Origin of the sequence: Streptomyces flavofungini, from assembly GCF_014650815.1 — a bacterium.
GTDB lineage: Bacteria > Actinomycetota > Actinomycetes > Streptomycetales > Streptomycetaceae > Streptomyces > Streptomyces flavofungini.
The window spans coordinates 239,501-264,448 of the sequence record NZ_BMVR01000002.1; the positions used below are offsets into that span (position 1 = coordinate 239,501).

Here is a 24,948-nt window from a genome sequence, read left to right on the forward strand (position 1 = left end):
TGGCCGCATGGTCAATCTGACGCGCATCTACACACGGACCGGCGACCAGGGCACCACCGCCCTCGGCGACATGAGCAGGACCGCCAAGACCGACCTCAGGATCTCCGCGTACGCGGACGCCAACGAGGCCAACGCCGCCATCGGCACGGCCATCGCCCTCGGCGGCCTCGCCCCGGAGGTCGTGGCGGTCCTCACCCGGGTCCAGAACGACCTCTTCGACGTCGGCGCGGACCTGTGCACGCCCGTCATCGACGACCCGAAGTACCCGCCGCTGCGCGTCGAGCAGTCGTACGTCGACAAGCTGGAGGCGGACTGCGACCGCTTCAACGAGGACCTGGAGAAGCTGCGCAGCTTCATCCTGCCGGGCGGTACGCCGGGCGCGGCCCTGCTGCACCAGGCGTGCACGGTGGTCCGGCGGGCCGAGCGGTCCACCTGGGCGGCCCTCGACGAGCACGGCTCCGCCGAGCGGGGCGGCAGCATGAACGCGCTCACCGCGACCTACCTCAACCGCCTCTCCGACCTCCTGTTCATTCTCGCCCGTACGGCGAACAAGGAGGTCGGAGACGTGCTGTGGGTGCCCGGCGGGGACCGCTAGCCCGCACGCGCCCCGGCGCCTCGCGGACGACTCCGGCGCTCAGACCTTGGTGAGGTCGTGCGGCCGCTCGTCCCGCTCCCCCGGGGCCGGGGCGGGCTTCCGCTTCGGGAACAGCGTGTAGCTCAGCGCGATCAGGCCGTGGATGCCGGCCGTGCGCCACGCGGTGTACATCCACGAGTCGAGCGACCCCGTGCGGCCCGGGTCGTCCACGTACCACTTGGCGAGCAGCAGCAGCCCGGAGGCGACCGCCGCCGCGACCACCGTGCCCAGCCAGACCTTGCCCTCGTGCCGGGCGCGCGGCCAGCCGTAGCGCGGCGGGCGCGGCACCGGGGTGCCGTTGAAGCGGTGTGCGGCGTGGCCGTCGAGCCACTTCACGGTGCGGTGGCCGTGGCCGACGGTGTAGCCGATGTAGACCGCCGCGAGGCCGTGCTTCCAGCTCGGGTCGGCCCCGTTCTTCAGGTCGACGGCGGTGACGACCAGCAGGAGCAGTTCGAGCAGCGGCTCACAGAGCAGGATCGCGAGGCCGAGGCGCGGCATCTTCAGCAGATAGCGGGCGCCGAGGCCCGCGGCGAGGATCACCCAGAAGCCGACCTCGCAGATGATGATCAAGGTGACGATCACGGCTCGTTCCTCCTGACACCGGCCCCGACGGCCCTGGTCCTCGTGTTCACCTCTCCAGGCTCCCGCCGGGAACGCGGCGGATCGTCGTCGGCAGTGACGAAGTGCGGCTGCATCCTTCGATGTACCGGTGCTTCACCCGTCATAGGGAGGCCGGGGCGCGCCGGGCCGTGTTGGATGGAGTCATGCCGCTGCCGCTCCCCCGCCGCCCGGACGTCGTCGACGTACGCATCTGTGTGGCCAGTCTGCTCAGCGGGCTCGGGCTGTGGGCGCTCGGCATCACGATGCAGACCCGCCCGTTCGGCGAGAGCTGGTCGTTGCTGCCGCTGTTCGCCATGGCGGGCCTGGTGCTGCTGCGCCGCACGGCCCCCACGTTCGCGCTGTGCGCGGGCAGCCTGGCGTTGATCGCCGATCAGTTCACGACGGGGAATCTGGCGACGGTCGTGATGTTCACGGACATCGTGTACGCGGCCGTGGTGTACGGCACGCCCGCCCAGGCCCGGCGCATCCCGGTCACGACGGGCCTGATCACGGTGGCGGTGACCGTCGGCTTCCTGGCTTGGTTCCGGCAGGCGGACGCGATCCTCGTGGGCGCCGTGACCGCACTCGTGACGTTTGCTCCCGCGACGACGGGCGTCCTCGTCCGCAACCACCGGGAGGCCGCCGACCTGGCCCGGCTGCGCGCCGAGCAGACCGCGCTGCTCGCCGAGATGGACCGTACGCAAGCCGTCACCGCCGAGCGCGCGCGGATGGCCCGCGAACTGCACGACATGGTCGCCAACCACCTGTCGGCCATCGCCATCCACTCCACGGCCGCGCTGTCCCTGGACGACCCGCGCACCACGAAGGACGCGCTCACCGTCATCCGCGAGAACAGCGTCGAGGGCCTCGCCGAGATGCGCCGCCTCATCGGCATCCTGCGCGACTCCAGCGGCGACCTGGAACCGGCCGCCGCGCCCACCCTGGACGGCCTCGGCGCCCTCGCCGAGAACGCCCGCACCAACGGCCTCGACGTCCGCCTCGACGACGCCCGCACCCCGCACGACCCACCGCTGCCCGCGCCGGTCGAGCTGGCCGCGTACCGCATCGTCCAGGAATCCCTCACCAACGCCCTCAAGCACGCCGCGCCCGGCCTGGTCACGGTGGCCCTGGCCCGGGAGCCCGACGGCCTGCGGGTGCGCGTGAGCAGCCCGTTCGGCGAGGCCCGGGGGCCGCGCGCGCCCGGCTCCGGCGCCGGGCTCGTCGGCATGCAGGAGCGGGCCGCGCTGCTCGGCGGGACCTTCGAGTCCGGCCCCGAGCCGCATCCGGAGCTGCCCGGCGCCAAGGTGTGGCGGGTCGAGGCCCGGCTGCCCATCGACCCCAAAGACCAAGGAGTCACCGAATGATCCGCGTGCTCGTCGCCGAGGACCAGTCCGCCGTGCGGGCGGGCCTGGTCCTGATCCTGCGCAGCGCGCCCGACATGGAGGTGGTCGGCGAGGCCGCGGACGGCGAGCAGGCGGTGGCCCTGGCCCGGGAGCTGCGGCCCGACCTGGTCCTCATGGACGTGCAGATGCCCCGCCTCGACGGCGTCTCCGCGACCCGCCAGGTGGTGGCCGAAGAGCTGGCGGACGTGCTCGTGCTGACCACGTTCGACCTGGACGAGTACGTCTTCGGGGCGCTGCGCGCGGGCGCGTCCGGCTTCCTCCTGAAGAACACCGAGGCCAAGGACCTCCTGGAGGCGGTGCGCACGGTCGCCCGCGGCGAGGGCCTGATCGCCCCCGCGGTCACCCGCCGCCTGATCGCCGAGTTCGCCACGCCCCGGCGCACCCCGCGCCAGGGCAGCACCGTCGACCCGGCGGTCATCGACTCCCTGACCCGGCGTGAGCGCGAGGTCCTCTCCTGCCTCGGCGAGGGCCTCTCCAACGCGGAGATCGCGACCCGCCTGGACATGGCGGAAGCAACGGTGAAGACCCATGTGAGCCGCCTCCTGGGCAAGTTGGAACTGCGCAGCAGGGTGCAGGCGGCCGTGCTGGCCCAGGAGCTGGGGGTCTGACCGAGGCCGAGGGCGGCCAACTCCAGCCCGTGCGGCCGACGGCGAGCGGCATATAGAGCCCGTCCGGCGATTGAGGACGAGACCGAAGGGCGATCGGCGGCGCCCCGAGGGCAGGGGCACCCGACTGCCCAAGGCCCAAGGGCCCGGGTCCCCTTGACCGTTGGTCCAGACCTTTCTATTCTCGCGGCACTGCGGTGGGCACATGGCAGGCACAGAACACACACTTCGTGCTCACGGGCGTCGCAGGGCTCCACCCCCACCCCCGGAACTCGACCGAGGAGCACCCCTTGCGCGTCAGACACAGGTCAAGACATCGGCTGACAGCCGGGCTCACCACCCTCCTGCTCCCCTTCGCCACCCTCGTCGCCCTCGGCGGCTCCGCCGAGGCGGCCCCGGCCACCGCGCCGCAGAGCGCGCAGGCCGCGCCGAAGGCCGCCGCCGGTGCCACCGCCACGTACGCCAAGACCCAGGACTGGGGCTCCGGCTTCGAGGGCAAGTGGACCATCAAGAACACCGGCACCACCGCGCTCAGCTCCTGGACCGTCGAGTGGGACTTCCCCGCGGGCACCAAGGTGACGTCGGCGTGGGACGCGACGGTCACCAACGCGGGCAACAAGTGGACCGCGAAGAACCTCGGTTGGAACGGCTCCCTCGCCCCCGGCGCGACCGTCAGCTTCGGCTTCAACGGCTCCGGGCCCGGCTCCCCCGCCAACTGTCTGCTGAACGGCGAGAGCTGCGACGGCGGCGGCCAGCCCGGCGACAACCCGCCCTCCGCCCCCGGCACCCCGACCGCGTCCGACATCACCAACACCTCGGTGAAGCTGGACTGGAAGGCCGCGACGGACGACAAGGGCGTCAAGAACTACGACGTGCTGCGCGACGGCGCGAAGGTCGCGACGGTGACCGGCACCACGTACGCCGACTCCGGGCTCACCAAGGGCACCGACTACTCGTACAGCGTCCAGGCCCGTGACACCGCCGACCAGACCGGACCCGCCAGCGGCTCCGTGAAGGTGCGCACCACGGGCGGCGGCCCCGACCCCGACCCGGGCGACAAGGTGAAGCTCGGGTACTTCACCAACTGGGGCGTCTACCAGCGCAACTACCACGTGAAGAACATCGCGTCCTCCGGCTCCGCCGAGAAGATCACGCACATCAACTACGCGTTCGGCAACGTCCAGGGCGGCAAGTGCACCATCGGTGACGCCTACGCCGACTACGACAAGGCGTACACCGCCGACCAGTCCGTCGACGGCGTCGCCGACACCTGGGACCAGCCCCTGCGCGGCAACTTCAACCAGCTGCGCAAGCTGAAGGCCAAGTACCCGCACATCAAGGTCCTCTGGTCGTTCGGCGGCTGGACCTGGTCCGGCGGCTTCACCGACGCCATGAAGAACCCGGAGGCGTTCGCGGACTCCTGCTACAAGCTGGTCGAGGACCCGCGCTGGGCCGACGTCTTCGACGGCATCGACCTGGACTGGGAGTACCCCAACGCCTGCGGCCTGAGCTGTGACACCAGCGGCCCGGCCGTGATGAAGACGATGATGCAGGCGTTCCGGAACAAGTTCGGCGCCAACAACCTCGTCACCGCGGCCATCACCGCCGACGCCTCACCGGGCGGCAAGATCGACTCCGCCGACTACGGCGGCGGCGCGCAGTACGCCGACTGGTACAACGTGATGACGTACGACTTCTTCGGTGCCTGGGACGCCAAGGGTCCGACGGCCCCGCACTCGCCGCTGACCGACTACCCCGGCATCCCGAAGGGCGGCTTCAACTCCGCGGCGGCGATCAACAAGCTGAAGGCCAAGGGCGTACCCGGCAAGAAGCTCCTGCTCGGCATCGGCTTCTACGGCCGAGGCTGGACGGGCGTCACGCAGAAGGAGCCAGGAGGCACGGCCACCGGGGCCGCGCCGGGAACGTACGAGGCGGGCATCGAGGACTACAAGATCCTCAAGAACTCCTGCCCGTCCAACGGCACGGTCGCGGGCACGGCCTACGCCCACTGCGGCAGCAACTGGTGGTCGTACGACACCCCGGCGACGATCCGCGCCAAGATGGCCTGGGCGAAGGAGCAGGGCCTCGGCGGCGCCTTCTTCTGGGAATTCAGCGGCGACACGGCGAACGGCGAGCTGGTGACGGCGATCAATGACGGCCTGAAGTAAGGGCCCACACGACGAAGCCGGGCTGACGGGAACGCCCCCCGTCAGCCCGGCTTCTCCATGCGACAGCGCCCTCAGGCGACATTCACGCGCTGGCCAGGGGGTGCGGCCTCCAACCAGGCCAGGAACCCGGTCAGCGCGTCCTCGCTCATGGCCAGCTCAAGCCGTACGCCCCGGTGCAGACAGCCCAGCACGACGGCGTTCGAGAGCAGCGCCAGCTCCTCCTCGCCGTCCGGAGCGCGCCGGTCGACGACCTCGATCGCCGAGCGCTCCAGGGTGCGGCGCGGCCGGGGAGCGTACGAGAAGATACGGAACCACTCGACCCGGTCGCCGTTGTAGCGGGCGACGCCGTAGCCCCAGCCCTTGCCGGGGACTCCGACGGGCTCCTCGGGGTCGGGGGCGTGCCAGCGCAGGCTGCAGTCGAAGGTGCCGCCGGAGCGCTGGATCAGCCGGCGGCGCAGTCCGAAGACGAAGAGCCCCAGCAACACCAGCGCGATCAACACAAGTCCGCACACGAGCAGAACGAGGATCATCGGCACCGACCTCCTCGCCTCAACACGACTTCTCGAAACGGACCAAACAACCGCACCCGGAACCGCACCCGCATCGCCTCAGCCGCGACCAGGTCCGGAGAGCTCCGGTCCTGGCCGCGGCTGAGTCACGTTACGCCGCGCGCCGAGGGTCAGCGCGCCGCCACCGAACGAAGTCGAACGTCGGCGCGCCGCTCGGCGGAGGCGTCGGCCTCCGACTTGGCACGCTCGAACGCCCGCTCCGCACGCTGGACGTCGATCTCGTCGGAGAGCTCGGCGATCTCGGCGAGCAGTGACAGCTTGTTGTCGGCGAACGAGATGAATCCGCCGTGCACCGCGGCGACGACCGTGTCGCCGTCGCTCGTACGAATGGTCACCGGGCCCGACTCCAGCACACCGAGCAGCGGCTGGTGACCGGGCATGACGCCGATGTCGCCGGACGTGGTACGTGCGACGACCAGGGTGGCCTCGCCGGACCAGACACTGCGGTCCGCGGCGACCAGCTCGACATGCAGCTCAGCAGCCAAGGGTGGCTCCTCGGGTCACCACCCGGCGGTTCAGCCGGGTGTTGGGTCAAATTCTAGTGGGCGTGGGGAGAAGGGCGGACACGACCCCGTGTCGCGGGGTGCACCCGCCCTTCTCCCGATGAGCTGCTGGGCTCAGGAGACGCCGAGCTCCTTGGCGTTCTTCTTCAGGTCCTCGAGACCACCGCACATGAAGAACGCCTGCTCCGGGAAGTGGTCGTACTCGCCGTCGCAGATCGCGTTGAACGCCGCGATCGACTCCTCGAGGGACACGTCCGAACCGTCCACGCCGGTGAACTGCTTGGCGGCGTGGGTGTTCTGGGAGAGGAAGCGCTCCACACGACGGGCACGGGACACGACGAGCTTGTCCTCTTCGCCGAGCTCGTCGATGCCGAGGATCGCGATGATGTCCTGGAGGTCCTTGTACTTCTGCAGGATTCCCTTGACGCGCATGGCGGCGTCGTAGTGGTCCTGCGCGATGTAGCGCGGGTCCAGGATGCGGGACGTGGAGTCCAGCGGGTCCACGGCCGGGTAGATGCCCTTCTCGGAGATCGGACGGGAGAGCACCGTCGTCGCGTCGAGGTGGGCGAAGGTGGTGGCCGGGGCCGGGTCGGTCAGGTCGTCCGCGGGGACGTAGATCGCCTGCATCGAGGTGATCGAGTGACCACGGGTCGAGGTGATGCGCTCCTGGAGGAGACCCATCTCGTCGGCCAGGTTCGGCTGGTAGCCCACCGCGGAGGGCATGCGGCCGAGCAGGGTCGAGACCTCGGAACCGGCCTGCGTGAAGCGGAAGATGTTGTCGATGAAGAACAGCACGTCCTGCTTCTGCACATCGCGGAAGTACTCCGCCATGGTCAGACCGGCCAGGGCCACGCGCAGACGCGTGCCCGGCGGCTCGTCCATCTGGCCGAAGACCAGCGCGGTCTTGTCCAGAACGCCGGCCTCCTCCATCTCGACCATGAGGTCGTTGCCCTCACGGGTGCGCTCGCCGACACCGGCGAAGACGGAGACACCGTCGTGCAGCTTGGCCACACGGACGATCATTTCCTGGATCAGCACGGTCTTGCCGACACCGGCACCACCGAACAGACCGATCTTTCCACCCTTGACGTACGGGGTGAGAAGGTCGACGACCTTCAGGCCGGTCTCGAACATCTCGGTCTTGGACTCGAGCTGGTCGAAGGCCGGGGCCTTGCGGTGGATCGTCCAGCGCTCGGCCTCGGCGACCGTGGACGGGTCGTCGTTCAGGACCTCACCGAGGGTGTTGAACACCCGGCCCTTGGTCACGTCGCCGACCGGGACGGAGATGCCCGCACCCGTGTCGGTCACCGGGGCCTGGCGGACCAGACCGTCGGTGGGCTGCATCGAGATCGCGCGGACCACGCCGTCGCCCAGGTGCTGGGCGACCTCGAGGGTCAGCGTCTTCTTCGCGCCCTCGGTCGACGGGTCGTCGACCTGGACGTGCAGGGCGTTGTAGATCTCCGGCATCGCGTCGACGGGGAACTCCACGTCGACGACCGGGCCGATGACCCGGGCGACGCGGCCCGTGGCAACGGCCGTCTCAACAGTGGTCGTCATTACTTGTCACTCCCCGCGGTCGCGTCGGACAGGGCTGCGGTGCCGCCGACGATCTCGCTGATTTCCTGGGTGATTTCGGCCTGGCGGGCCGCGTTGGCAAGCCGGGACAGATTGTTGATCAAGTCTCCGGCGTTATCGGTGGCCGACTTCATCGCGCGGCGCGTGGCGGCGTGCTTGGAGGCAGCCGACTGCAGCAGCGCGTTGTAGATGCGGCTCTCGACGTAGCGCGGCAGCAGGGCGTCGAGGACGTCCTCCGCCGACGGCTCGAAGTCGAACAGCGGCAGGATCTCGTCCTTCGCCGTCGACTCCTCGGCCACCTCTTCGAGGCTGAGGGGCAGCAGGCGGCCGTCGACCGCCGTCTGCGTCATCATCGACACGAACTCGGTGTAGACGATGTGGAGCTCGTCCACGCCGCCCTCGGCCGTCTCCGTCTCGATGGCCTCGATCAGCGGGCCCGCGACCGCCTTGGCGTCCGCGTACTCGGGCTGGTCGGTGAAGCCGGTCCACTGCTTCGCGACCTTGCGCTCGCGGAAGTTGTAGTGGCCCACACCGCGGCGGCCGACGACGTAGACGTCGACCTCCTTGCCCGCGGCCTCGAGGCGCGCGGTCAGCTGCTCCGCGGCCTTGATGGCGTTGGCGTTGAAGGCGCCGGCGAGACCGCGGTCGCTCGTGAGGAGCAGCACCGCGGCACGCGTCGACGTCTCCGGCTCGGTCGTCAGCGGGTGCTTGGTGTTCGAACCGGTGCCCACCGCCGTGACCGCGCGCGTCAGCTCGGTCGCGTACGGCGTGGAGGCCGCCACCTTGCGCTGCGCCTTGACGACGCGCGAGGCGGCGATCATCTCCATCGCCTTGGTGATCTTCTTGGTCGCGGTGACGGATTTGATGCGACGCTTATAGACCCGGAGCTGGGCTCCCATGAGTCAGGTCCCTTCCGTCGTCACTTGCCGGCAGCGGCAGGAACGTCCTCGCCGAGAAGCTTCCCGTCCGAGGTCTCGAACTGCTTCTTGAACTCCGCGACGGCGTCACCGATGGCCGTGATCGTGTCGTCCGACATCTTGGCGCCCTCCTTGATGGAGGTCATCAGGCCCTGCTCCTTGCGGTGCAGGTAGTCGAGCAGCTCGCGCTCGAAGCGCCGGATGTCGTTGACCGGTACCTCGTCCATCTTGCCGGTGGTGCCGGCCCAGACGGAGATGACCTGGTCCTCGGTGGCCATCGGCTGGTACTGCGGCTGCTTGAGCAGCTCGACCATGCGCTGGCCACGCTCCAGCTGCGCCTTGGACGCGGCGTCCAGGTCGGAACCGAAGGCGGCGAACGCCTCCAGCTCACGGAACTGGGCGAGGTCCACACGCAGTCGGCCGGAGACCTGACGGATCGCCTTGTGCTGCGCGGAACCACCGACTCGGGAGACGGAGATACCGACGTTCAGCGCGGGACGCTGACCGGCGTTGAACAGGTCCGACTCCAGGAAGCACTGGCCGTCGGTGATGGAGATGACGTTGGTCGGGATGAACGCCGACACGTCGTTCGCCTTGGTCTCGACGATCGGCAGACCGGTCATCGAGCCCTTGCCCATCTCGTCCGAGAGCTTCGCGCAGCGCTCGAGGAGGCGGGAGTGCAGGTAGAAGACGTCACCCGGGTAGGCCTCGCGCCCCGGCGGGCGACGGAGCAGCAGGGACACGGCGCGGTAGGCGTCGGCCTGCTTCGAGAGGTCGTCGAAGACGATGAGGACGTGCTTGCCCTCGTACATCCACTGCTGGCCGATGGCCGAGCCGGTGTACGGCGCCAGGTACTTGAAGCCAGCCGGGTCGGACGCCGGGGCGGCGACGATGGTCGTGTACTCCAGGGCGCCGGCCTCTTCGAGGGCACCGCGCACGGAGGCGATGGTGGAGCCCTTCTGACCGATGGCGACGTAGATGCAGCGGACCTGCTTGTTCACGTCACCGGAGCGCCAGTTGTCGCGCTGGTTGATGATCGTGTCGACGGCCAGGGCGGTCTTGCCGGTCTGGCGGTCACCGATGATCAGCTGACGCTGACCGCGGCCGATCGGGGTCATCGCGTCGACGGCCTTGTAGCCGGTCTCCATCGGCTCGTGCACCGACTTGCGCTGCATGACCGTGGGGGCCTGCAGTTCAAGGGCGCGGCGGCCGGACGTCTCAATCTCGCCGAGGCCGTCGATCGGGTTGCCGAGCGGGTCGACGACGCGGCCGAGGTAACCCTCGCCCACCGCGACCGAAAGGACCTCGCCGGTGCGCTGCACCGACTGACCCTCCTCGATGCCGCTGAACTCACCGAGGACGATCGAACCGATCTCGCGCTCTTCCAGGTTCAGCGCGAGACCGAGGGTCCCGTCCTCGAACTTCAGCAGTTCGTTGGCCATGGCCGAGGGCAGGCCCTCGACCTTCGCGATGCCATCGCCGGCCAGGGTGACCGTACCGACCTCCTCGCGCGAGGCCGCGTCCGGCTTGTACGCCTGGACAAAGTTCTCCAGCGCGTCCCGGATCTCCTCCGGCCGGATCGTGAGCTCCGCCATCTGGGTTCCCTGCTCTCCTTGTTGGGCCCGAAGTTTCTTTGGGGGATCTGGGGGCTCCCCCCAGAAACTTTGCATCCTGTGCACGGCCCAACCAGGGCCGTAGATCTTGCTTGTTGAGTTACTGGCCCGCCATACGGCGGTGCGCGTCCTCGATGCGGTCCGCGATGGAGCCGTTGATGACCTCGTCGCCCACCTGCACCCGGATCCCGCCGAGGACCGTCGGGTCCACGTCGAGGTTCAGGTGCATCTGGCGCCCGTAGATCTTCGCGAGCGCCGCACCGAGCCGCTGCTTCTGCTGGTCCGACAGCGGAACAGCGGAGGTGACGACGGCGACCATGCGCTGCCGGCGGTCCGCGGCCAGCTTGGAGAGGGACTCGAGGCCCTCTTCCAGGCTACGTCCACGGGGCACGGTCACAAGACGCTCGACCAGACGCTCCGTGACGACGTCCGCCCGGCGGTCGAGCAGGCCGTGCACCAGGCCGCTCTTGGCCGTGGCGTTCGCGGCCCGGTCGGTGAGCGCCGACCGCAGCTCGGTGCTGGAGGAGACGATCCGGCCGAACCGGAAGAGCTCGTCCTCGACGTTGTCCAGCGCGCCCGACTTCTGCGCGGCGGTCAGGTCGGCGAGGTTGGTCAGCTCTTCCAGGCCGTCCACCAGGTCGCGCGACTGCGACCAGCGGGAGCGCACCAGGCCGGCCACCAGGTCGGCGGTCTCGCCGCCGACCTTGCCGCCGAGCAGCCGGGACACCAGCTCCGCCTTGGCCTCTCCGGACTGCGCCGGGTCGGTCAGGACCCGACGCAGCGAGACCTCGCGGTCGAGCATCGCGGTGACCGCGGCCAGCTCGTCCGCGAGCTGCTTCGCGTCGACCGAGGTGTTGTCGGTCAGCGCGTCGAGACGCTCACGCGCGGCGGCCAGGGCCTCGCGGCTGGCTCCATGCGCTGTCATCGAGTGGCCTCTGCCTTCGCGTCGAGGTCGTCGAGGAAGCGGTCGATGGTGCGGCTCTGCCGGGCGTGCTCTTCGAGCGACTCACCGACGAGCTTGCCGGCCAGTTCGGTGGCCAGCTGGCCCACGTCCTGGCGCAGTGCCTGCGCGGCGGCCTTGCGGTCGGCCGCGATCTGGGTGTGACCGGCGGCGACGATCTCCTCACGCTGCCGCTGGCCCTCGGCCCGCATCTCGGCGATGAGCTGGGCGCCCTGCTCCTGCGCCTCCTGGCGCAGCCGCGCGGCCTCGTGGCGGGCCTCGGCGAGCTGAGCCTTGTACTGCTCGAGGACGCTCTGGGCCTCGGTCTGAGCGGCCTCGGCCTTCTCAATACCGCCTTCGATCGCCTCCCGGCGCTCGTCCAGAACCTTGTTGATGTTCGGGATGAGCTTCTTCCAGAAGAAGAAGAAAACGATGGCGAAGGCGATGGCGCCGACAAGCAGCTCGGGGCCCGGAGGAATGAGCGGGTTCTGCTCTTCCTCGGCCGCCAGCTGAACCAGGTTGGCGATCACATCAGTGCCTTTCGTCGAACGGGACTATTCGTCTGCGGCGATCAGGAGCCGTAGACGAACGGCATGACGATGCCGATGAGGGCGAGCGCCTCACAGAAGGCGAAACCGAGGATCTGGTTGGCACGGATCAGACCGGCGGCTTCGGGCTGACGAGCCAGGGCCTCGGTGCCCTTACCGAAGACGATGCCAACACCGATGCCGGGGCCGATGGCCGCGAGGCCGTAGCCGATGGAGCCGAGGGCCTTGATGTCACCCTGGAGGGCGGCGAGCTCGAGAGTCGCGGACATGCCGTTACTTCCTTCTCTTTCTTGGACCGGTGGGGGTTGGCCACCGGGCGCTTAGGGGGTTGCGGGAGGGTGCTCAGTGATGCTCGGCGAGAGCGCCCTGGATGTACGAGCAGGCGAGGAGCACGAAGACGTACGCCTGGACGGCCTGCACGAAGAGTTCGAAGCCGATCATCGCGATGGTCATCACGAAGGAGACACCGGCGGCCGGGATCAGCCAGCTGTTCAGCAGGTACCAGGAGGCGACGGTGAACATCACCAGCATCAGGTGACCGGCGAACATGTTGGCGAAGAGTCGCACCGCGTGCGTGAAGGGACGCACCAGCAGGTTCGAGAAGAACTCGATGAAGGCGACGAGCCACTTGATCGGGCCAAGGGAGTTGTCGTAGCCGGTGATGTTCTTCCAGCCGCCGACGAAGCCGTGGCGCTTGAACGTCAGGGGCACCCAGACGAAGTACACGATGCCCGCGAGGACGAACGGGTAGGCGATGACCGACGACACCGGGAACTGGGCCAGCGGGATCACCGACCAGATGTTCATGATCCAGATGAAGAAGAACAGCGAGACCATCAGGGGGACGTACTTCTCGCCGTCCTTCTTGCCCATGGTCTCGTACACGATCCCGCGGCGTACGAAGTCGTAGCCGGCCTCGCCGATCATCTGGACCTTGCCGGGGACCATCTTCGCCTTGCCGAAAGCGGCGTAGAAGAAGGTCACCACGAGCGCTGTCGAGATCAGAGCGAGCAGCATCACCTTGTTGAACTCGAACCCACCGACCTCGAAGATCGGCTTGAAGAGGAACGAGTGCAGGCCCGGAGCCGGGAAGCCACAGCCGTTGTCGGACATGATCCGACAGCTCCAGTCAAAGGCGAGCTCAGTTTGGTCAGCACTCACCGCGGGCTCCTTCGGCGTGACGCATAGGTACGGCAACCTCGTTGTCGTGTCGGCGCGGCGCGCAGCCGCGGGTCGGCACCGGACTGGTGTTTCGGAAGTGTGAGCGGCGATCAGGCATCGAGCCTCGCGATGGTGCAGGCGTCAGCTCAGATGCCCGCGCCTGCAGTGCCGCAGTTGGCACCGGACGATAGCAGCATCTCGAACTGGCATTTATCCCGGCCCTACCACTCACGTCGAGGACCCCGACTTCTCCGCCTTTTCGCTCTTCTCGGAAGAGTTGGCGGAGGAAGGTTCGGGTTCCGGGTCGACGTAGAAAATCTTGGCCTTCATGTGCGCGCGCGCCTGCGACGCCATCCACACGACGGTCGAGACGGCGAGCGCGAGCGCGAAGACCTTCGGGTTGAACAAGGTGGTGTCCTTGAACAGACCCATGAAGACGAGAAGCAGCAGCAACTGGGCGACATAGAGCATCATGCCCATCGCCTGGAACAACTGCGGAAGCGATTTTGCCGTCCGCTGGAGGACGTACACACCGAGTCCCATGAAGGCGACGACCACCGCGGTGCCGATGACAGCGCCGAGCGCTCCCTTGCCGCCCGAGACGAAGCCGCTGACGACGGCGATGACCGCGCCGGCGGCGGCCGTGGGCACGGCGCACTGCAGGAGATTCCGGGTGTCTTGAGACGGCATGGCGGCAACTCCGCTTACAGATGGGGGCAGGGTGTCGTCATGGACGAGCGTAGACCCGGTCCGAGTGGGGTCCTCGGGCCAAGAGACCGTCGCACTACGGTCCTTCGGCTCTGTCGCCGGGTTTCGTGAACGGTATCACAAACTATTTGATGAGGTCTTTACCTGCCAGGTGTGCTCGCCGTCACACATGAGAAGTAATCCGCGCGTCTGTGCACGCGAGCGGGCGACTTGTCTGCTAATGGACCGCTTTGGCGGCCGCGTCAACGCGACGAACCGGCCTTGCGCCGGTCCAGGAAGCGCGGGCGGGTGCCCAGGGCGGTCGCCCCGTTGACGCCCGCGCCCACGGGGCGCCGGGAGTGCCCGTCGCCGTCCGCCGCCGCGTCCTCGCCGGTGGCCTCTCCCGCGCCCTCTCCGGGCGTCTCCGCGGCCCCACCGGCCCCGGCCGCCACACCCGCGCCCTGCGCCCCGTACGCCGCCTCGGCGGCCGCCGCCCGCGCCGCCAGAGCCGCCCGCCTGCGCCGGTACCGCGGCGGCACGAAGCCCTCCGCCCAGCCGGGCGTGTGCGGGGTGAAGCGGGGCAGCAGGAGCAGAGCGAGGCCGACCGCGCTGAGGGCGACGATCAGGAGCAGGATCCACATGTTCGTGGAGTGCACCGAGTACGCGACGGTGCCGAAGGCGATGAGGGCCGACCAGAAGTACATGATCAGGACGGCACGGCTGTGCGAGTGGCCGACCTCCAGGAGCCGGTGGTGCAGATGGCCGCGGTCGGCGGCGAACGGCGACTGGCCCTTCCAGGTGCGGCGCACGATGGCGAGCACCAGGTCCGCGAACGGGATCGCGATGATCGTCAGCGGCATCAGCAGCGGGATGAAGACCGGGAGCATCGCGTGCGTGGCGTCCCGGGTGCCGCCCAGGTTCAGCTTCATCGCGTCCGGGTCGACCTGCCCGGTGATGGAGATGGCGCCCGCGGCGAGGACGAGGCCGATGAGCATCGACCCCGAGTCGCCCATGAAGATCCTGGCCGGATGCATGTTGTGCGGCAGGAAGCCCAGGCACATGCCCATCAGGATGGCCGCGAAGAGCGTGGCCGGGGCGGCGGCCTCGATGCCGTAGCCGTACCAGATGCGGTACGCGTACATGAAGAACGCCGCGGCCGCGATGCACACCATGCCCGCCGCCAGGCCGTCCAGGCCGTCGACGAAGTTCACCGCGTTGATCGTGATGACCACCAGGGCGACCGTGAGGAGCGTGCCCTGCCACTGGGTCAGGGAGACCGTCCCGGCGCCCGGGATGGGCAGCCAGAGGATCGTCAGGCCCTGCATGACCATGACGCCCGCGGCGATCATCTGGCCGCCGAGCTTGATCAGCGCGTCGATCTCGAACTTGTCGTCCAGGACGCCGATGAGCCAGATCAGCGCGGCGCCGGAGAGCAGCGCGCGCGGCTCGTTCGACTTCGTGAAGACCTCATTGAGGTTCGGCAGGTGGTCGGCGACCAGGAGCCCCGCGCACAGCCCGAAGAACATCGCGATTCCGCCGAGCCGGGGCGTCGGCTCCCGGTGCACGTCGCGCGCGCGGATTTCCGGCATGGCACCGGCCACGATCGCGAACTTCCGCACCGGGCCGGTCAGCAGATAGGTCACCGCGGCCGTGATGCAGAGCGTCAGCAGATATTCACGCACGGGCTTCCCCACAGGTATCGCTGGCCATCTCAGCACCACACCCTAGCTTCGCGCGCATAAGGTTGGGGACGTCTGGGTAGCGACGATCGTTGCACAAGTCCGCTACGCGGGTGCCGATCCCCCTCTCTCCGCACTCGTCCCCGCACTCGGATACGGCGGAAATCGGCCCGCCAGTTCCCGCACCCCGTCCCTGACTTTGGCCTCCTCGCGGACCGCGCCCGCGAACAGGGCAGCAATTCTTGCCATTTCACCCTCGCCCATGCCCTGCGTGGTGACGGCTGCCGTGCCGAGCCGCAGTCCGCGGCCGTCGCCGTGCGGCAGCGCGCAGGTGTCGAGGACGAGACCCGCCGCGGCGAGCCGGCCGCGGGCCACCGCCGCGGTCACGCCCTGTGGTGCGGGATCCGCCAGGATGAGATGTGTGTCCGTGCCGCCGGTGCTGATGTCGAACCCCTCCCCCGCCAACGCCTCCGCCAACACCTTTGCGTTCGCCACGACTTGATGCGCGTACGCGGTGAAGGCCGGCGTCGCCGCCTCGCCGAACGCCACCGCCTTCGCCGCGATCGTGTGCATCTGGGCGCCGCCCTGCGTGAACGGGAACACCGCCCGGTCCACCCGCTCCGCCAGCTCCCCCCGGCACAGGATCATGCCCCCGCGCGGGCCCCGCAGGACCTTGTGCGTGGTCGCGCACACGACGTCCGCGTACGGCACCGGGTTCGGCGCCGCGCCGCCCGCGACCAGGCCCACCGGGTGGGCCGCGTCCGCGATCAGATGGGCGCCGACGTCGTCCGCCACGGCGCGGAAGGCCGCGTAGTCGATGTGCCGGGGGTAGGCGATCGAGCCGCAGACGATCGCCTTGGGACGGTGGGTTCTGGCCAGGGCTCGGACCTGGTCGTAGTCGATCAGGCCGGTCTCCGGGTCGAGGCCGTACCCGACGAAGTCGAACCAGCGACCCGAGAAGTTCGCCGGGGAGCCGTGCGTGAGGTGGCCGCCGTACGGCAGGCCCATCGCCAGGACCGTGTCCCCCGGGCGCAGCAGGGCCGCGTACGCCGCCAGAACGGCCGCGGAGCCCGAGTGCGGCTGTACGTTCGCGTGGTCGGCGCCGAACAACGCCTTCGCGCGGTCCGTGGCGATGCGCTCCGCCACGTCCACCAGCTCGCAGCCGCCGTGGTGGCGGGCTCCCGGGTAGCCCTCCGCGTACTTGTTCGCCAGCGGGGAGCCCAGGGCCGTCAGGACGGCCTGGGACGTGAAGTTCTCCGCCGCGATCAGCTGCAGGCTCGTCGACTGCCTCGCGAGCTCGCCGAGCACCACGTCGGCCAGCTCCGGGTCCTGCCGTCGCAGCCCCGCGTACGCCGCCGTAGCGGCGGCGGGTTCCGCGTCGGCCGTCGTCATCTCTCCAATGTAGGCCGGGGGTGGGGGTGCTGCCCGGTGGGCGCTACCGCGGGGTCCCCAACCCCGCCCCTTTCCCGAAACTGGGGCTCCGCCCCAGACCCCGCTCCTCAAACGCCGGAGGGGCTACAGATGGCCCGTCCGGCGCTTGAGGACGAGGCGCGAAGCGTCGATGGCGAGGGCCCCTACGCGCGCGCCGCCGGTACCCCCGTCAGCGCCGTCACCACCGGCTCCAGCGCCGTCTGGATCTCGCCGCCGACGGAGCGGAAGAAGGGCAGGGGGGCGCCGTAGGGGTCGTAGACCTCGTCGGCCTCGGCGGAGGGGGCGAGGAGCCAGCCGCGGAGGGCGGCGGCGGCACGGACGAGGGCGCGGGCGCGCTCGACGATGCCGTCGGTGCCGTCGGGGTCGGGCAGCGTGGCCGGATCTATGGCGCGCACGAGCCGGGTGAACTCCTTCAGGGTGAAGGTACGGAGCCCGGCGGAGTGCCCCATGGAGATGACCTGCGCACGATGGTCCCGGGTGGCGGTGAGAACGAGGTCGGCCCGGATGACGTGGTCGTCGAGGAGCTCACGACCGACGAAGCCGGAGGCGTCCGCGCCGAAGTCCGCGAGTACGGCCTCGGCATTGGTCTCCATGGGCGCCCCCTCGTGCCCCCAGGTGCCGGCGCTCTCGACGACGAGCCCCCCGGTGAGCGGATCGCCGAGCCGGTCGGCGAGGGCATGCCGGGTCAGCCGCTCGGTGATGGGCGAGCGGCAGACGTTGCCGGTGCTGACGTGGAGGATGCGGAAGCTGCCGGGCGCACCCGCGGCTCCGAGGGATCCGAAGGACACCGAGTGCTCGGCTGTCTCGCTGCGGCCCGCTATGCCACGCCCCGGCTCAGGGGCCCTCAATTGGCCACCTCGAGGTCGGGTACGACCTTGCGCAGCTCGTCCGCGTCGAGCGCGCCGGCGCGCAGCAGTACGGGCACCTTGCCGGTGACGTCCACGATGGAGGAGGGCACGATGCCGGGCGTGGGGCCGCCGTCGAGGTAGACGGAGACGGAGTCGCCGAGCATGTCCTGGGCGGCGTCGCAGTCCTCCGGCGCCGGGTGCCCGGTGAGGTTGGCGGAGGACACGGCCATCGGGCCGACCTCGGTGAGCAGCTCGATGGCGACGGGGTGCAGGGGCATGCGGATGGCGACGGTGCCGCGGGTGTCGCCGAGGTCCCACTGCAGGGAGGGCTGCTGCCGGGCGACGAGGGTGAGGGCTCCCGGCCAGAAGGCGTCGACGAGCTCCCAGGCGGACTCGGAGAAGTCCGTGACGAGGCCGTGCAGGGTGTTCGGGGAGCCGATCAGGACGGGCGTCGGCATGGTGCGGCCGCGGCCCTTGGCGTCGAGGAGGTCGGCGACCGCCTCGGGGCTGAAGGCGTCGGCGCCGATGCCGTACACGGTGTCCGTGGGCAGCACGACCAGTTCGCCACGGCGGACGGCGGACGCGGCCTCGCGCAGACCGGTCGTACGGTCGGTCGCGTCGTTGGTGTCGTATCGCCGTGCCATCAGCTGGCCTCCTCGTACCCGTACGTCTCGTCGGCGTACATCACGTACATCGTCTTCTTCGTCGCCGCGGTGGTCACGGCAGCGCCTTGCGGGCGGTCGCGAACCGCGGCCGGTTGTTCAGGTCGGGGTGGTCGGCGGCGTCCGCCCAGCCCCGCTCCTCCGTGAAGATCCACGGCACTTGGCCGCCCTGGGTGTCCGCGTGCTCCACCACGACCACCCCGCCGGGCCGCAGCAGCCGGTGCGCGGTGCGCTCGATGCCGCGGATCAGGTCGAGGCCGTCCTCGCCGGAGAACAGGGCGAGTTCGGGATCGTGGTCCCGGGCCTCCGGCGCAACGTACTCCCATTCCGTCAGCGGGATGTACGGGGGGTTGGAGATGACGAGGTCGACCTGGCCGTCGAGTTCGGGGAACGCGTCGCGCGCGTCGCCCTGGCGCAGGTCGACCCTGGAGCCCTCGACGTTCTTGCGCGTCCACGCCAGCGCGTCCGCGGACAGCTCCACGGCGTGCACGCGCGAGCGCGGGACCTCCTGCGCCATGGCGAGGGCGATGGCGCCCGAGCCGGTGCACAGGTCGACGATCAGCGGCTCGACGACGTCCATCGCGCGGACGGCGTCTATGGCCCAGCCGACGACCGACTCGGTCTCCGGGCGCGGCACGAAGACGCCGGGCCCGACCTGCAGCTCCAGGTAGCGGAAGAAGGCGCGGCCGGTGATGTGCTGGAGCGGCTCGCGGGCCTCGCGGCGCGCGATGGTCTCCCAGTAGCGGGCGTCGAAGTCCGCGTCCTTGACGGTGTGCAGCTCGCCCCGCTTCACGCCGTGCACGAAGGCGGCCAGCTCCTCCGCGTCGTTGCGCGGCGAGGGCACGCCGGCGTCGGCGAGACGCTGGGTGGCCTGGGCCACTTCCGCGAGCAGCACGCTGCGGGGGTTCGGGGGTCGCCCCCCAAGGGGTTGCTGCACGCTGGTCCTCCGGGGCTCAGAGCGGATGCGAGCGGAAACGTACGGGAGCGGTGCCTACGCGGCGGCGAGCTTCGCGGCGGAGTCCGCGTCGACGCAGGCCTGGATGACCGCGTCGAGATCGCCGTCGAGCACCTGGTCCAAGTTGTACGCCTTGAAGCCGACGCGGTGGTCCGAGATGCGGTTCTCCGGGAAGTTGTACGTGCGGATCTTCTCGGAGCGGTCGACGGTGCGGACCTGGCTGCGCCGGGCGTCCGCCGCCTCCTTCTCCGCCTCCTCCTGCGCCGCGGCGAGCAGCCTGGAGCGCAGGATACGCATCGCCTGCTCCTTGTTCTGCAGCTGGCTCTTCTCGTTCTGGCAGGAGGCGACGACGCCGGTGGGGATGTGCGTGATGCGCACGGCGGAGTCGGTGGTGTTGACGGACTGGCCGCCGGGCCCGGAGGAGCGGTAGACGTCGATGCGCAGGTCGTTCGCGTGGATCTCGACGTCGACCTCCTCGGCCTCGGGCGTGACCAGGACACCGGCCGCGGAGGTGTGGATGCGGCCCTGCGACTCGGTCGAGGGCACCCGCTGCACGCGGTGCACCCCGCCCTCGTACTTCAGCCGCGCCCAGACGCCCTGGCCGGGCTCGGTGGCGCCCTGACCGCCCTTGGTCTTCACGGCGACCTGGACGTCCTTGTAGCCGCCCAGCTCGGACTCGGTGGCGTCGATGATCTCGGTCTTCCAGCCGACGCGCTCGGCGTATCGCAGATACATGCGAAGGAGGTCACCGGCGAACAGCGCGGACTCGTCGCCGCCCGCGCCCGCCTTGACCTCCAGGATGACGTCCTTGTCGTCGCTCGGGTCGCGCGGCACGAGCAGCAGCCGCAGCTTCTCGGTGACCTCGTCGCGGTCCTTGTCCAGCTCCTTGACCTCGGCCGCGAAGTCCGGGTCGTCGGCGGCGAACTCGCGCGCGGTCTCGATGTCGTCACCGAGCCGCTTCCAGGTGCGGTACGTCGAGACGATCGGCGTCAGCTCGGCGTAGCGCTTGTTGAGCTTGCGCGCGTTGGCCTGATCGGCGTGCACCGAAGGGTCGGCGAGCTTCTTCTCCAGGTCGGCGTGCTCGCCGACCAAATCCTCGACCGCCTCGAACATCGGGGGCTCCTGGTTCTGCGTGAAGGGGCTGCGGGACGGCAAACGCCGGTCCCGGCCGCCCCCTGGTGAGGGCGGCCGAAGACCGGCGCAGGTGGCTCGCTACTTCTTGGCGGAGCCGGCAGCCTTGCCGAAGCGGGCCTCGAAGCGGGCCACACGGCCACCGGTGTCGAGGATCTTCTGCTTGCCCGTGTAGAACGGGTGGCACTCGGAGCAGACCTCGGCGCGGATGGCGCCGGAGGAGATGGTGCTACGGGTGCTGAACGACGCGCCACAGGTGCAGCTGACCTGCGTCTCGACGTACTCGGGGTGGATGTCGCGCTTCAAGGTGTCTCCTAGTTTCGGGAGGGCACCGGGTCGCAGACGCGGGATGCGGATGCGTGAACCGGGGCCGACGTACCAGTCTGCCAGGACTGGCCGCATCTGCCCAAACCGGGGTCGGGCCGGAAGTATTCCCGGCCCGCTCCCGGAGGGCTCGATCGCTGGGCTCGGCCGCCGGCCGGCCGGGGTCATTCGCTGGTGACGACCTTGCCGGCGCTGCCCTTGTCGCCCGCGGACTTGTCGGTGGCGGACTTCGGGATGGCCTTGTCCGCCTTGAGGGCGTCCCAGACCTGCTTGTCGGCCTCTTCGAGGGGAATGACGCGGTTGCGGTCCGCCGGGTCGTACTCGACGGGCAGCGTGACCATCTTCATGTCGCCGGAGCCGATGCCCTTGAGGCCGTTGGCGAAGCCCGCGAGGTCCTTCACCGTGTCCAGGTCCGAGTCGGTGGTGATGGCGCTCGTCGAGGAGTCCGCGAGGTCGTAGAGCTTCTTCGGGTTGCCGAAGAGGTTGATGTCCTTGACCTGGTTGATCAGCGCCTTGATGAAGGCCTGCTGGAGCTGGATGCGGCCGAGGTCGCTGCCGTCGCCGACGCCGTGCCGGGTGCGGACCAGGCCGAGGGCCTGCTCGCCGTTGAGGCTGTGGGAGCCCGCGGGCAGGTCGAGGTGGCTGTCCTTGTCCTTGATCGGCTGCTTGGTGGTGATGTCCACGCCGCCGAGGGTGTCGATGAGCTTCTTGAAGCCCGTGAAGTCGACCTCGATGTAGTGGTCCATGCGGATGCCGGACATCTTCTCGACCGTCTTCACGGCGCAGGCCGGGCCGCCGACCTCGTACGCCGTGTTGAACATCTGGCGCTGCCCGCCCGGGTCGACCTTGCCGTCGCCGCCCTTGGCCGCGCATTCGGGCCGGGTGATGAGGGTGTCGCGGGGTATGGAGACCACGCTGGCCTTCTTGTGGCCCTTGTAGACGTGCACGATCATCGCGGTGTCGGAGCGGGCGGCGCCCTCGTCCTTGCCGTACTTGGAGTTCTTGCCGGAGCGCGAGTCGGAGCCGAGGACGAGGATGTCCTGGGAGCCGTTGTCGATGTCGTCGGGGCGGTCGGTGCCGAGCGCGGCGTTGATGTCGACGCCCTTGATGTTGCCGTTGAGCTTGAAGTACACGTAGCCGAGGCCGGTGCCCCCGAGGACGACCACGGCGGCGGCGGACCACGCCGTGATGACGAGCGCCTTCTTGCGCTTGCTCCGCGGCTTGCGTCGCCGGCCGCCCTTGCCGCGGTGCTTCGGCTTCGCGTCGGCGGGGCTGCTCTCGTCGGTCATGCGCTCCTCAGTCCTCGTCGGTCGGGTACCCCCTGCTTTCAGGGTCAGCTGCGGCTTTTCGTCAATTGTCAGACGTGGAAACCGAAAGAAGGGTTGCACAGCGCCCTGTGAGCACCCCGAGGTCCGATAGCTACGCACCGTGTGCATGGTCTAGTACTTTTGGCCCCCCACCTGGGGTTTCGCTTGCGAGAGCGCTACCGCCAGTGACCGTAAGAAACTCTTATCCATGTGGGCAAGGTCTCTCGGCCGGGCCCGGCCCTCATCAGTGCCGACCGGCCTCTCCATCACACCACGACATACGGAAGGGGCCGCTCCCGTCGCGAGACGGGAACGGCCCCTTCCGGTGCGCCTGGTCCAGGCGCCCGTGCCGGATCAGTCGTTGCCGTTGCCCGGCGCCGGCGTCGTCTTCTGGATCTGCAGCAGGAACTCGGCGTTCGACTTCGTCTGCTTCATCTTGTCCAGGAGCAGCTCGATCGCCTGCTGCTGGTCGAGCGCGTGCAGCACGCGGCGGAGCTTCCAGGTGATGGCGAGCTCGTCGCTGCCGAGCAGGATCTCTTCCTTACGGGTGCTGGACGAGTCCACGTCCACCGCCGGGAAGATCCGCTTGTCGGAGAGCTTGCGGTCCAGCTTGAGCTCGAGGTTGCCGGTGCCCTTGAACTCCTCGAAGATCACCTCGTCCATGCGCGAGCCGGTGTCGACCAGCGCGGTGGCCATGATGGTCAGCGAGCCGCCGTCCTCGATGTTGCGCGCGGCGCCGAAGAAGCGCTTGGGCGGGTAGAGGGCCGTCGAGTCGACACCACCGGACAGGATGCGGCCGGAGGCCGGGGCGGCGAGGTTGTACGCACGGCCCAGACGCGTGATCGAGTCGAGCAGCACGACGACGTCGTGGCCCAGCTCCACCAGCCGCTTGGCGCGCTCGATGGCGAGCTCGGCGACCGTGGTGTGGTCCTCGGCGGGACGGTCGAAGGTCGAGGAGATGACCTCGCCCTTCACCGACCGCTGCATGTCGGTGACCTCTTCCGGACGCTCGTCGACCAGGACGACCATCAGGTGGCACTCGGGGTTGTTGTGCGTGATCGCGTTGGCGATCGCCTGCATGATCATGGTCTTGCCGGTCTTCGGCGGGGCCACGATCAGACCGCGCTGGCCCTTACCGATCGGCGCGACGAGGTCGATGATGCGGGTGGTGAGCACGCCCGGGTCGGTCTCCAGGCGGAGCCGGTCCTGCGGGTAGAGGGGCGTCAGCTTGTTGAACTCCGGCCGCCCGCGCCCGGATTCGGGCGCCATGCCGTTCACCGAGTCGAGCCGCACCAGCGCGTTGAACTTCTCGCGGCGCTCGCCGTCCTTGGGCTGGCGCACCGCACCCGTGACGTGGTCGCCCTTGCGCAGGCCGTTCTTGCGGACCTGGGCCAGCGAGACGTACACGTCGTTCGGGCCGGGGAGGTAGCCCGACGTACGGATGAACGCGTAGTTGTCGAGGATGTCCAGGATGCCCGCGACCGGGATCAGGACGTCGTCGTCGGACACCTGCGGCTCGCCCGCGAAGTCCTCGCGGCCGCGACGGCCACGGCGGTCGCGGTACCGGCCGCGGCGGCCGCGACGGCCACCGCCGTCGTCGTCGAAGTCGTCCTGCGGGCCGTTGTCGCGCTGCTGGCGGTCCTGCCGGTCGGAGCGGTCCTGGCGGTCGGAACGGTCCTGCCGGTCCTGGCGGCCGCCCTGCTCCTTGCGGTTGCCGCCGCCCTGCTGGTCGTCGCCCTTGTTGCCGCGGCGGTCGCGGTCCCGGCCGCGGCCCTGGCGGTCGCGGCGGCCCTGACGGCCCTCGCCGTCGGACTCGCCCTTGGCCTCGGCCTGCTCGGCGCGGGCCTCGGTCTTCGGCTCGCTCTGGGCCTTGGCCTCGGCGGTCACGGTCTCGGGGCTGCCGGCCTCGGCGGTGACACGACGACGACCACGCCCACCCGTGGACTTGTCCTCACTCGCAGGCTGACCGGGGATGTCGATCTGCTGCTGGGCGGCCTTCGGCTGCTCGGCCGGGGCCTCGTCGGCCTTGGCGGACTTGGCGGCGGCCTTCTCGGCGGCCTCGCCGGTGCGCGCCCGGGAGGTGGCGCGGCGCTTCGGCTTGGTCTCGGCGTCCCCGGACGACGCGGCGGCCGGGGCGCTCTTCGCCGGGGCTCCGCCTGCGGCCTGCGCCTCCTTGATGACCTCGATCAGCTGGCTCTTGCGCATCCGCGCGGTGCCCTTGATACCGAGGCCCGATGCGACCTGCTGCAGTTCGGCCAGCACCATGCCCTCGAGGCCGGTGCCGCGGCGCCGCCGGGACCCGGCCGAAGCACCGGTGGCAGGCGCCGTGGAGGCGTCCGTGGCGGGCGTGTCGGCAGTCACGCCCATCAGATCGGTGGTGTCGCTCACGAAGGGTCCTTCCCTGGAGCGGACGTCGGCCTGTCTGGCTCGGCGACCGGTTGTGCTGTCCGGCGGTCCTTGGTGTGTGGACCGTGCCGGGGCGGTTGTCCGCCAACGCGGCGGAAGAGTTCACAGATGTGGCGATTCCCGATGCCGGGCCACTGAGGTGCGGTGGTCACTCGGCTCGATCACGCCGGTTCCGGAGCGTGCTCGGCACCGCTCAGTGCGGGGCACAGAGCAGTTTGGGAGGCTCCCGGAAGGATGGATGTCCCGGACGGGGACACAAAGCACCTCGCCATGGTGGGGTCG

General features: G+C 69.7%; 24 protein-coding genes. 4 read left to right on the forward strand and 20 right to left on the reverse strand.

Annotated features, from left to right (window positions below):
* Window positions 1-7 precede the first annotated feature (7 nt).
* A complete protein-coding gene (locus IE274_RS04855) occupies window positions 8-595 on the forward strand; it encodes a cob(I)yrinic acid a,c-diamide adenosyltransferase (RefSeq protein ID WP_190114320.1) in 588 nt (195 codons plus the stop codon).
* 39 nt (window positions 596-634) lie between these two features.
* Here IE274_RS04855 and IE274_RS04860 read toward each other — a convergent pair whose 3' ends face one another.
* Entirely contained in the window at window positions 635-1,216 is a 582-nt protein-coding gene (locus IE274_RS04860) for a hypothetical protein (RefSeq protein ID WP_190114321.1), read from the reverse strand.
* A 182-nt stretch (window positions 1,217-1,398) separates the two neighbouring features.
* Between IE274_RS04860 and IE274_RS04865 the strand changes: the two genes are divergently transcribed.
* The 3 genes from IE274_RS04865 (at window position 1,399) to IE274_RS04875 (ending at window position 5,410) form a co-directional block, all read left to right on the forward strand.
* On the forward strand, window positions 1,399-2,598 hold the full coding sequence (locus IE274_RS04865; protein WP_190114322.1) for a sensor histidine kinase: 1,200 nt from the start codon (window positions 1,399-1,401) through the stop codon (window positions 2,596-2,598).
* A complete protein-coding gene (locus tag IE274_RS04870) occupies window positions 2,595-3,245 on the forward strand; it encodes a response regulator (RefSeq protein WP_190114323.1) in 651 nt (216 codons plus the stop codon). The genes IE274_RS04865 and IE274_RS04870 overlap by 4 nt, the downstream gene beginning before the upstream one ends.
* A gap of 287 nt (window positions 3,246-3,532) precedes the next feature.
* A complete protein-coding gene (locus IE274_RS04875) occupies window positions 3,533-5,410 on the forward strand; it encodes a glycoside hydrolase family 18 chitinase (protein WP_190114324.1) in 1,878 nt (625 codons plus the stop codon).
* Window positions 5,411-5,481: 71 nt separating this feature from the next.
* On the opposite strand, the gene IE274_RS04880 is transcribed toward IE274_RS04875, so the two are convergent.
* The 19 genes from IE274_RS04880 to rho form a co-directional block, all read right to left on the reverse strand.
* Window positions 5,482-5,940, reverse strand: coding sequence for a DUF2550 domain-containing protein (locus IE274_RS04880; protein WP_190114325.1), 459 nt, complete (start codon window positions 5,938-5,940; stop codon window positions 5,482-5,484).
* Window positions 5,941-6,089: 149 nt separating this feature from the next.
* Window positions 6,090-6,464 carry a F0F1 ATP synthase subunit epsilon gene (locus IE274_RS04885; RefSeq protein ID WP_190114326.1) on the reverse strand — a complete coding sequence of 125 codons (375 nt, stop codon included), beginning with the start codon at window positions 6,462-6,464 and terminating at the stop codon, window positions 6,090-6,092.
* 132 nt (window positions 6,465-6,596) lie between these two features.
* Window positions 6,597-8,039, reverse strand: coding sequence for a F0F1 ATP synthase subunit beta (gene atpD, locus IE274_RS04890; RefSeq protein ID WP_190114327.1), 1,443 nt, complete (start codon window positions 8,037-8,039; stop codon window positions 6,597-6,599).
* Window positions 8,039-8,956: a F0F1 ATP synthase subunit gamma gene (locus tag IE274_RS04895; protein WP_190114328.1), complete on the reverse strand. Its 918-nt coding sequence runs from the start codon at window positions 8,954-8,956 to the stop codon at window positions 8,039-8,041. Before IE274_RS04895 ends, atpD begins: the two co-directional genes overlap by 1 nt.
* A 20-nt stretch (window positions 8,957-8,976) precedes the next feature.
* Window positions 8,977-10,569, reverse strand: a complete 1,593-nt coding sequence (gene atpA / locus IE274_RS04900) for a F0F1 ATP synthase subunit alpha (RefSeq protein ID WP_190114329.1) — start codon at window positions 10,567-10,569, stop codon at window positions 8,977-8,979.
* A 118-nt stretch (window positions 10,570-10,687) separates the two neighbouring features.
* The gene (locus IE274_RS04905) at window positions 10,688-11,512 is read right to left on the reverse strand and encodes a F0F1 ATP synthase subunit delta (RefSeq protein ID WP_190114330.1); all 825 of its coding nucleotides are present in this window, start codon (window positions 11,510-11,512) and stop codon (window positions 10,688-10,690) included.
* A complete protein-coding gene (locus IE274_RS04910; protein WP_030361207.1) occupies window positions 11,509-12,057 on the reverse strand; it encodes a F0F1 ATP synthase subunit B in 549 nt (182 codons plus the stop codon). Before IE274_RS04910 ends, IE274_RS04905 begins: the two co-directional genes overlap by 4 nt.
* A 41-nt stretch (window positions 12,058-12,098) precedes the next feature.
* Window positions 12,099-12,344 (reverse strand): ATP synthase F0 subunit C, encoded by a 246-nt coding sequence (gene atpE, locus IE274_RS04915; RefSeq protein WP_016643250.1) that lies wholly within the window; start codon window positions 12,342-12,344, stop codon window positions 12,099-12,101.
* A gap of 73 nt (window positions 12,345-12,417) precedes the next feature.
* Window positions 12,418-13,236, reverse strand: coding sequence for a F0F1 ATP synthase subunit A (gene atpB / locus IE274_RS04920; protein WP_030361205.1), 819 nt, complete (start codon window positions 13,234-13,236; stop codon window positions 12,418-12,420).
* Window positions 13,237-13,464: 228 nt separating this feature from the next.
* Window positions 13,465-13,926, reverse strand: a complete 462-nt coding sequence (locus IE274_RS04925) for a Cg1360 family ATP-synthase-associated protein (RefSeq protein ID WP_190114331.1) — start codon at window positions 13,924-13,926, stop codon at window positions 13,465-13,467.
* A 260-nt stretch (window positions 13,927-14,186) separates the two neighbouring features.
* Window positions 14,187-15,605 (reverse strand): MraY family glycosyltransferase, encoded by a 1,419-nt coding sequence (locus IE274_RS04930; protein WP_190114332.1) that lies wholly within the window; start codon window positions 15,603-15,605, stop codon window positions 14,187-14,189.
* Between the two features lie 102 nt (window positions 15,606-15,707).
* Complete coding sequence (gene glyA, locus IE274_RS04935; protein ID WP_190114333.1) at window positions 15,708-16,994, reverse strand: serine hydroxymethyltransferase; 1,287 nt, start codon at window positions 16,992-16,994, stop codon at window positions 15,708-15,710.
* 182 nt (window positions 16,995-17,176) lie between these two features.
* Window positions 17,177-17,881, reverse strand: a complete 705-nt coding sequence (locus IE274_RS04940; RefSeq protein ID WP_190114334.1) for an arsenate reductase/protein-tyrosine-phosphatase family protein — start codon at window positions 17,879-17,881, stop codon at window positions 17,177-17,179.
* A complete protein-coding gene (locus IE274_RS04945) occupies window positions 17,878-18,525 on the reverse strand; it encodes an L-threonylcarbamoyladenylate synthase (RefSeq protein ID WP_190114335.1) in 648 nt (215 codons plus the stop codon). Before IE274_RS04945 ends, IE274_RS04940 begins: the two co-directional genes overlap by 4 nt.
* Window positions 18,526-18,598: 73 nt before the next feature.
* A complete protein-coding gene (prmC, locus tag IE274_RS04950; RefSeq protein ID WP_190114336.1) occupies window positions 18,599-19,438 on the reverse strand; it encodes a peptide chain release factor N(5)-glutamine methyltransferase in 840 nt (279 codons plus the stop codon).
* Window positions 19,439-19,534: 96 nt separating this feature from the next.
* Window positions 19,535-20,611: a peptide chain release factor 1 gene (gene prfA, locus IE274_RS04955; protein WP_190114337.1), complete on the reverse strand. Its 1,077-nt coding sequence runs from the start codon at window positions 20,609-20,611 to the stop codon at window positions 19,535-19,537.
* Between the two features lie 99 nt (window positions 20,612-20,710).
* Entirely contained in the window at window positions 20,711-20,935 is a 225-nt protein-coding gene (gene rpmE, locus IE274_RS04960) for a 50S ribosomal protein L31 (RefSeq protein WP_190114338.1), read from the reverse strand.
* Between the two features lie 182 nt (window positions 20,936-21,117).
* The gene (locus tag IE274_RS04965; protein ID WP_190114339.1) at window positions 21,118-22,242 is read right to left on the reverse strand and encodes an LCP family protein; all 1,125 of its coding nucleotides are present in this window, start codon (window positions 22,240-22,242) and stop codon (window positions 21,118-21,120) included.
* Between the two features lie 372 nt (window positions 22,243-22,614).
* Entirely contained in the window at window positions 22,615-24,648 is a 2,034-nt protein-coding gene (gene rho, locus IE274_RS04970) for a transcription termination factor Rho (protein ID WP_190114340.1), read from the reverse strand.
* Window positions 24,649-24,948 lie beyond the last annotated feature (300 nt).